The sequence below is a fragment of the Pseudomonas sp. NPDC087697 genome, from assembly GCF_044743155.1.
Lineage (GTDB): Bacteria > Pseudomonadota > Gammaproteobacteria > Pseudomonadales > Pseudomonadaceae > Aquipseudomonas.
In genome coordinates this window covers 59134-66674 of the sequence record NZ_JBIUVW010000038.1, presented here as the reverse complement: position 1 = coordinate 66674, position 7541 = coordinate 59134, and the positions used below count along the sequence as shown (strand labels likewise).

Here is a 7541-nt window from a genome sequence, read left to right as displayed (position 1 = left end):
GCGCTTTCCAGTGGCGTCAGGTTACGCCCTTCATGCTTGAACAGCGGGCAGCGCAGTGCGCTTTCCAGCGAGTGAATGGCCCGGTGCACGCTGACATTGCTGGTCTGTAATTCGGCCGCCGCACGGGCCAGGTTACCGGTGCGCATGAAGGCGAGGAATACCTCCAGCTTTTTCAGGGTCAGTTCTTCGTCAATCAACATTGCGCAGGCTCTTTTTCAATAGCCTGATTGTGCACTACTGGGCGATCTTTGGCTCAAGGGTTTATGGCCACCTGGTGTGGCCGGCAGTTGAGGTAGGCCGAGGATTTCATCCAGTGCTGGTCGGGGTACCAGGAAAACATGAATTGGCCGTCTTTGAGTTTGTCGATCACCTGACGCGCCACTTGCGGCCGCACTGCCGGGCAGCCCTGACTGCGTCCGATGCGGCCCTGACGCTCGCTCCACATGGGGTTCACGTAGTCGGCCGCGTGAATCACGATGTCGCGATCACGTGCGCGGTCATTGAAACCCGGTTCCAGACCATCCATGCGCAGCGAGTAGCCGTGGCTGCCCTGATAGCTTTCCTGGGTGCGGAACAGGCCCAGGCTGGACTGATAGCTGCCGACGCGATTGGAGAACTGCGTGGCGAAATTTTCCCCGGACTTTTGTCCGTGGGCGACCAGATCGCGTAGCACCAGGGACTTTTTGCGCAGATCGAAGATCCACAGCCGACGTGCCGTGGAAGGTTGCGAATAGTCGATAACAGCCAGGCGCTCGGCTTGTCTGGCGCCACTGTTGACGGCGCATTGCATGGCATTCAGGGCACTTTGTAGCGCTTGGGGATTGAGTTCCGGAGCGACGTGCGCGAGGCTGTTATACAACGCTTGGTTGTGGGTATTGGCAGCGAGCGCCGGAGTGCAAATCGCGCCCAGAGTCGTCGCTGCCAGACAGAGTCGGCGCAGAAAGGTCAGCATGCGTAGAGAGTCCCATTGTTATTGTTGGCTCCCGACGTCCTGTCATTTCCCCGGCAGGCCTGTTTATACGCTGGCCTTATTGCTTGCCGCACCGACTGCAGAGGTTGACCGTCTACGTGACGGCCATGGAGTGGAGTAAAGCAGTTGATCAAAAAGTACGCATGTTACTTGAGCATTTTCCTGCTCGCTGCGCCATTGGTCGCGACTGCCCAGAACGAGCTGGCTGATCACGACAGTCCATTGCAATTGGCGCTCACTCAATTGCCGGTCGATTGCCCACGCCTGGCCGCGCACCTGAGCGCGCCAGCACAAATGCTGTTGCAGGCTTTTTATCAGCAGCAGAACTACGTCCTGCTCTGGTCTGCCAACGGACGCTTGTCGGCATTGCAGGCGCAGTTGCAGCAGCTGGCTGATGACGGCCTGGACCCCACTCGTTACAGCCTGCCCACGGGCGGTACCGAGGGCGATGAGCTGTGTGCCGACATCGGCATCAGTCAGCGTTACCTGCAAGCCTTGCAGGACCTGCACTACGGTCGCTTGCTGCAATCGCGTTTCGAGCCGCTGTGGCATGCGCAGGCGTTGCCGCAGGATCGACACGCCGAGGTGCTTGCCATCGCCGGGCCGGGTCTGGAGGACATTGCGGCGGCTTTTGCGCAGGCCCGTCCAAGCCTTGAGCTCTATCAGAGTTTGCGCCGCGTTTACGCCCGTCAGCGCCAGCAGGCGTTGCCCCATTGGCCAGCGGTCGCCAGCGGGCCCTTGTTGCGCCCGGGCGCGCATGATGCGCGACTACCCGAGTTGGCGCGGCGGCTGTTCAGCGAGGGCTATCTGGCCAGCGTTTCCGCGAGTATTGGCATCACCTACAACGCGGAACTGGTGAGTGCGGTGAAAAACTTCCAGCTAAGCCATTCGCTGCAGGCGGACGGCATGGTTGGACCTGACACTGTGGTTGAGCTGAACGTCAGTCCGGCAACGCGGCGCGAGCAGTTGCGCATCAACCTCGAACGCTTTCGCTGGCTGGCGCAGGATCTGGAGCCCAATGGCCTGCTGATCAATGTTGCCGCGGCGCAGTTGACCGTCTATCAGGGCGGTGTGCCGGTCTGGCAGACACGCACTCAGGTAGGGCGTGCCGAGCGGCCGACCCCGCTGTTGAAATCGCAGGTCACGCGCCTGACCCTGAACCCGACCTGGACGGTGCCTCCGACCATCATGCGTGAAGACAAGCTGCCGGAAATTCGCCGGGATCAGACGTTCCTGAGCAAACAAAACCTGCAGGTGCTGGATCGCGACGGCCATCCGTTGGTGGCGGACGATATCGACTGGGACAACCCCGGCAACATTATCTTGCGCCAGGATGCGGGACCGAAGAACCCGCTGGGACAGATGGCGATCCGCTTTCCCAATCCGTTCTCCGTGTACTTGCACGACACCCCCAGCCAGGCGCTGTTCAACAAGGGGCTACGGGCCTTCAGCTCGGGCTGCGTGCGGGTCGAGCAAGCGATGCAGTTGCGCGATCTGTTGTTGAGTCCGGCTGAGCGTGTGCGTACCAACGAGTTGCTGGCGACAGGGCTTACCCACGAATTCAGGCTGGCTAAACCGGTGCCGATCCTGCTCAGTTACTGGACCGTGCAAGCCGACAGCCATGGCCAGTTGCTCTATGCCCCGGATATTTATGGGCGTGATGCAGCACTGTCGGTCGCGCTGGGAAGCAAGTCCTGAGCGCTACTTTCACCTCTGTCTGGAGGTACACGCCATGAACAATGAACTGCGTGAGCAGAGCGAGCCGTTCAAGCGGCTGTTTTTCGCGCTGCCCTGCGCCACTGCACAACGTCGAGCCATCGCCCAATGGCGAAGCGCTCTTGGGCTCGGTAGCGGGCGCCCGGTGCCAGCGGAAAACTTTCATCTGACGCTGATGTTTCTGGGATCTGTGGCGGTGGCGCAGATTCCAGGTATCTGCGCGGCTGCCGCCGAAGTACGAACACCAGGCGAGCCGTTGACGGTATCGCTCGATCATCTGGATGCATGGCGTCGAGCCGGTGTTTTGTTACTCGCGCCAAAGCAGGCGCCGCTGCCTTTGCGTCAGCTGGTTTATGCCTTGCAACAGGCGATGTTGCCGTTTGGGTTTGTGGACGATCCCCGGGAATATCGTCCTCACTTGACCTTGATGCGGGACTTTCGAGAGCCTGTCCCGGAGTCTGACACGCCCCCCGATTTTCATCTGAGTGCCAGGCACTTCGCCCTGTTCGAATCGCATAAAGGTCGCTATCGGGCGCTGGCCGAATGGCCTCTGTTATCAATGACAGAGTCAGGACAATAGCGGGCTCGCTCCGGTCAGTTGGTTGTACATCTTGACCCTTCGATGGCTGCGCGCATAACCGCCCATCGCTGAAACCGTCCCGCTTTGGATATGGTCCAGATAACGGAATATCGTTCGTGGCGAAATAAAGCCGATCTTGTAGTTCAACGCCGCCATTCGATCTTGCAGCTCATAACCGGGATTACGCTCATCCATCTGGAAGTGCAGTCCGTGCTGTTTGATCAGTCGCGCATTCCACAGGGTACAAAAGCTCTTTAAATGAACTTCTTTGAACGGTTTCGGCGTCTTTGCATTAAACCCCAAGGCCAGCAGACTACGCCGTGTGTAGTGTTTGAAAAACCGTGAAGTCAGGCGCCAGGCCGATCGGGCCACGCCTCGATTCAATTGCTCCAGGCAGCCGACAGCCGCCACCTCCCGTGGGCCAGCGCACTGGCTGAGCATCAGGCTGAACACTGCCGGGTCATAAATGAACGTATCCGTGTGCAACAAAAACAGGTACTCGGTTTCAACCTGCTCCAGGGCAAGATCCAGGGCCCGGCCGTGAGCCATACTCCCGGCTTCAGGGCCGTTGCTTTTACGCTCGATCAGGTTGATCCAGTCGAGCGTGCGCAGGTATTCGCTGCTCGCATCGTTCGAATAGTTGTCCACTACAAACACCGGCACGCCAGCCGCCTGCACATTCTCGCGCAGCAGTTCCAGGCAGGTTCTGGTCAGTTCAAGCGATTTATAGTTGACCAACACAATGCTGTAGTTGGCCTGGGTCGTCAGTGGATGCGTCATCAGTGGGCGAGCCTCGATTGCTGCCTGAACTTCAGGCTTGGGCTCATCCTAAAGAGGGCAACCTTTCGGCCTTTTCCCGCGTGGTTAAATTTTTTGACAGGATTGTTTCTGATCCCCATGAGCGGGGGAGGCGGGGGAGGCGAAGGGGATAGATCTATTCGAGAGAGGACGAGGACAGGTTCTTACGTGGAAATGAACCTGTCCTCGCGTGCTTCAGGGCATCACTCTGCGTAGCAGCCGGAACTCAACGCACCAGGCAGGGCTTTTTGTTATCGAACTTCCAGCCGGGAATCATGAACTGCATCGCCACGCTGTCGTTGCGTGCGCCCAGCCCCATGCCTTTGTAGAGTTCGTGAGCCTTGGCAACAGCGTCCATGTCGATATCGACGCCCAGACCGGGTCTGGCTGGAACCTCGATGTGACCGTCGACGATTTGCAGTGGCTCTTTGGTCAGGCGTTGCCCGTCCTGCCAAATCCAATGGGTGTCGATTGCGGTGATGTCTCCCGGTGCCGCCGCCGCTACCTGGGTGAACATCGCCAGCGAAATGTCGAAGTGGTTGTTGGAGTGAGAACCCCAGGTCAGCCCCCACTCATGGCACATCTGCGCCACGCGCACCGAGCCTTGCATCGTCCAGAAGTGCGGGTCTGCCAATGGAATGTCCACCGACTGTAGCTGGATGGCATGACCCATTTCGCGCCAGTCGGTGGCAATCATGTTGGTCGCAGTCGGCAGGCCGGTGGCTCGACGAAATTCGGCCATCACCTCGCGACCGGAGTAACCGTTTTCAGCGCCGCACGGATCTTCGGCATAGGCCAGCACATGATGTTGATCGCGGCACAGCGCAATGGCTTCCTTCAAGGACCAGGCGCCGTTCGGGTCAAGGGTGATGCGCGCGTCGGGGAAGCGCTCGGCCAATGCGCTGACCGCCTGGATTTCCTCCTCACCGCGCAGCACGCCTCCTTTGAGCTTGAAGTCGTTGAAGCCGTATTTGGCCTTGGCTGCCTCGGCCAGACGCACGATGGCTTCAGGTGTCATCGCCTGCTCGTGACGCAAGCGGAACCAGTCATCCGCGTCGGGTTCGCTGCGGTAAGCCAGATCGGTCTGGTGACGGTCGCCAATGTAGAACAGATAGCCGAGCATCTTCACCGCATCACGCTGCTGGCCTTCGCCGAGCAATGCCGCCACCGGGACTTCGAGGAACTGACCGAGCAAATCCAGCAGTGCCGCCTCCATGGCGGTCACGGCATGAATGGTGATGCGCAAGTCAAAGGTTTGCAGGCCACGGCCAGACGAGTCGCGGGCCGCGAAAGCGCTGCGCATGGCGTTCAGGATGCTTTGGTATTTTCCGATGGGTTGGCCGACCACCAGGCTGCGAGCGTCTTCCAGCGTTTCACGAATGCGCTCGCCGCCGGGGACTTCGCCGACGCCGATGTTGCCGGAGCTGTCCTTGAGAATGACGATATTGCGGGTAAAGAATGGGCCGTGGGCGCCGCTGAGGTTCATCAGCATGCTGTCGTGGCCGGCAACCGGAATGACCTGAAGACTGGTGATCAGCGGGGCTTTGCCGGTGTGGTGCAGGTGTTCGGTATTCATGCTCGTTTCCTGTTTTGTCCGTTCGATTCAAGCGCTGATCAGTGCGATTTACCCAGCACGGGTTGGTGAATGTCCGTGTCGGCTGCGTCCGTTACCGAGGGTTTTGTCTTGGCGAAAAACACCAGCAGCGCCGCGATGATCGAGGTGCCCGCCAGGCCATACAGCCCGCCCTGAATCGAGCCGGTGGTTTGTTCCAGAAAGCCGAAGGTCGTGGGGGCGACGAACCCGCCGAGGTTGCCGATGGAGTTGATCAAAGCGATGACTGCGGCAGCAATCCGGGCATCGAGGTAGCCTTGGGGAATCGGCCAGAACAGCGAAGAGGCTGACTTGAAGCCGATCGCTGCAAAGCAGATGGCGACAAAGGCGAAGATCGGCCCGCCCGTGGTAGACAGGAACATGCCCGTGGCGGCGATCAATAGCGCAGCGGCAACCCAGGCCTGCTGAAACTTGAACTTGCCCGACAGTGCGGCGAAGGCATACATGGCCACAATCGAAATCAGCCAGGGAATCGAGTTGTAGAAACCCACCTGAACATCGCTTAGGTCGCCCATTTTTTTGATGATGCTGGGCAGCCAGAAAGTGGCGGCATAGATCGTCAGTTGAATGCAGAAATAGAGTGCGCAAAACAGCATGATCTGACGGTCCTTGAGCAACTTGCCCAAGGTCGGCTTGACCGTGTGGACGGCGTCGCGCTCACGTTGTTCGCGCTCGATTTCACCAACGAGTGCGTCCTGCTCTTCACGGCTCAGCCACTTGGCATCATGCGGTTTGGAGTCCAGCCAGAACCAGACGAAGAAGCACAGAAGTACCGACGCCATGCCTTCAATGATGTACATCCACTGCCAGCCATGCATGCCCAGGCCGCTGATTTGCAGCAGCATGCCGGACAACGGGCCAGAGATCAGCGAGGCGAATGCCGAGCCACTGAGGAAGATCGCGATGGCTTTACCGCGCTCGACACCGGGCAACCACCGAGTGAAGTAGTAGATGACGCCCGGGAAGAAACCGGCTTCGGCCACGCCCAGCAGAAACCGCAAAATGTAGAAGTGGGTTTCGTTCTGGATGAAGGCCATCAGCGTGGCGGTAATGCCCCAGGTGAACATGATCCGGGTCAGCCAGAAACGCGCACCGACCTTTTGCAGCAGCATGTTCGAGGGTACTTCGAACAACGCATAACCAATGAAGAACAAACCTGCACCGAGCCCATAAGCCGCGGCACCAATGCCCAGGTCGTGTTCCATGTGGGTGCGGACGAAGCCGATGTTGACGCGGTCGATGTAATTGACGATGAACATGATGACGAAGAGCGGGAGCACATGGCTCTTCACTTTCGAAATGGCGCGCGCCAGGACAGGATTGTCCGGCGAGACGGCAGGTGCGTTGCTTGAGTTGCTCACGATTCATGACTCCCACTGATTATTTTTATGCGGGTGTGGTGCAGCAGTGTTGTTTTGCGACGTAAGTTGCCAGTCATCATACAAGTGAGGATTTTGCCTCGCAATACGAGTCTTGCGACCAAATAGCTATAAAAACCAGATTTGTAAGATTTAAATGTCTGTTTATGACGCGCTTTCAGCGGTTTAAGCTCGATATTGACTCGACGCTTCAGTTTTCAAGATGAGTGTTTGGGTCATAATGCAGGCGAGGGAGTCGAATAAAACTGCTGAAACAGCTATGTTGTCTGACGTGTTGAGGTGCAAAATCAGCACAATTCCCGTAGCAGCTGGCGCAGCCTGCGTTCGGCCGCGCAGCGGTCGTGAAATCAGACACCACATTTTTTCAGGTTAACCATGGAGGCAGGATTTACGGCTGCTTCGCACCCGAACGCAGGCTGCGCCAGCTGCTACGGATTGTGTAATGACGGTAGTAGTATTCTGGAGCCTCATTTGAACGGGTCGGAC

Annotated in this window: 7 protein-coding genes; 2 read left to right on the top strand and 5 right to left on the bottom strand. The window is 58.4% G+C overall.

Features of this window, described 5'->3' with window-relative positions; translation table 11 throughout:
* The coding region (locus ACIPIN_RS22155) for a LysR family transcriptional regulator (protein ID WP_401122109.1) at positions 1–200 on the bottom strand (200 nt) is incomplete at its 3' end.
* A gap of 53 nt (positions 201–253) precedes the next feature.
* Positions 254–952 (bottom strand): murein L,D-transpeptidase catalytic domain family protein, encoded by a 699-nt coding sequence (locus ACIPIN_RS22150; RefSeq protein ID WP_401122106.1) that lies wholly within the window; start codon positions 950–952, stop codon positions 254–256.
* A 144-nt stretch (positions 953–1096) separates the two neighbouring features.
* Between ACIPIN_RS22150 and ACIPIN_RS22145 the strand changes: the two genes are divergently transcribed.
* Both ACIPIN_RS22145 and thpR read left to right on the top strand, forming a co-directional pair.
* A complete protein-coding gene (locus tag ACIPIN_RS22145; RefSeq protein WP_401122103.1) occupies positions 1097–2668 on the top strand; it encodes a murein L,D-transpeptidase in 1572 nt (523 codons plus the stop codon).
* Positions 2669–2702: 34 nt separating this feature from the next.
* Positions 2703–3266: an RNA 2',3'-cyclic phosphodiesterase gene (thpR, locus tag ACIPIN_RS22140; protein WP_401122116.1), complete on the top strand. Its 564-nt coding sequence runs from the start codon at positions 2703–2705 to the stop codon at positions 3264–3266.
* Here the strand turns inward: thpR and ACIPIN_RS22135 are convergent.
* The 3 genes from ACIPIN_RS22135 to ACIPIN_RS22125 all read right to left on the bottom strand — a co-directional run bounded on the left by ACIPIN_RS22135 (position 3255) and on the right by ACIPIN_RS22125 (position 7037).
* Positions 3255–4046 carry a glycosyltransferase gene (locus ACIPIN_RS22135; protein WP_401122100.1) on the bottom strand — a complete coding sequence of 264 codons (792 nt, stop codon included), beginning with the start codon at positions 4044–4046 and terminating at the stop codon, positions 3255–3257. The two genes, thpR and ACIPIN_RS22135, sit on opposite strands and share 12 nt — an antisense overlap.
* A 244-nt stretch (positions 4047–4290) precedes the next feature.
* Positions 4291–5640: a glucarate dehydratase gene (gene gudD, locus ACIPIN_RS22130; protein WP_401122098.1), complete on the bottom strand. Its 1350-nt coding sequence runs from the start codon at positions 5638–5640 to the stop codon at positions 4291–4293.
* 38 nt (positions 5641–5678) lie between these two features.
* A complete protein-coding gene (locus ACIPIN_RS22125; RefSeq protein ID WP_401122095.1) occupies positions 5679–7037 on the bottom strand; it encodes an MFS transporter in 1359 nt (452 codons plus the stop codon).
* Positions 7038–7541: the final 504 nt, after the last annotated feature.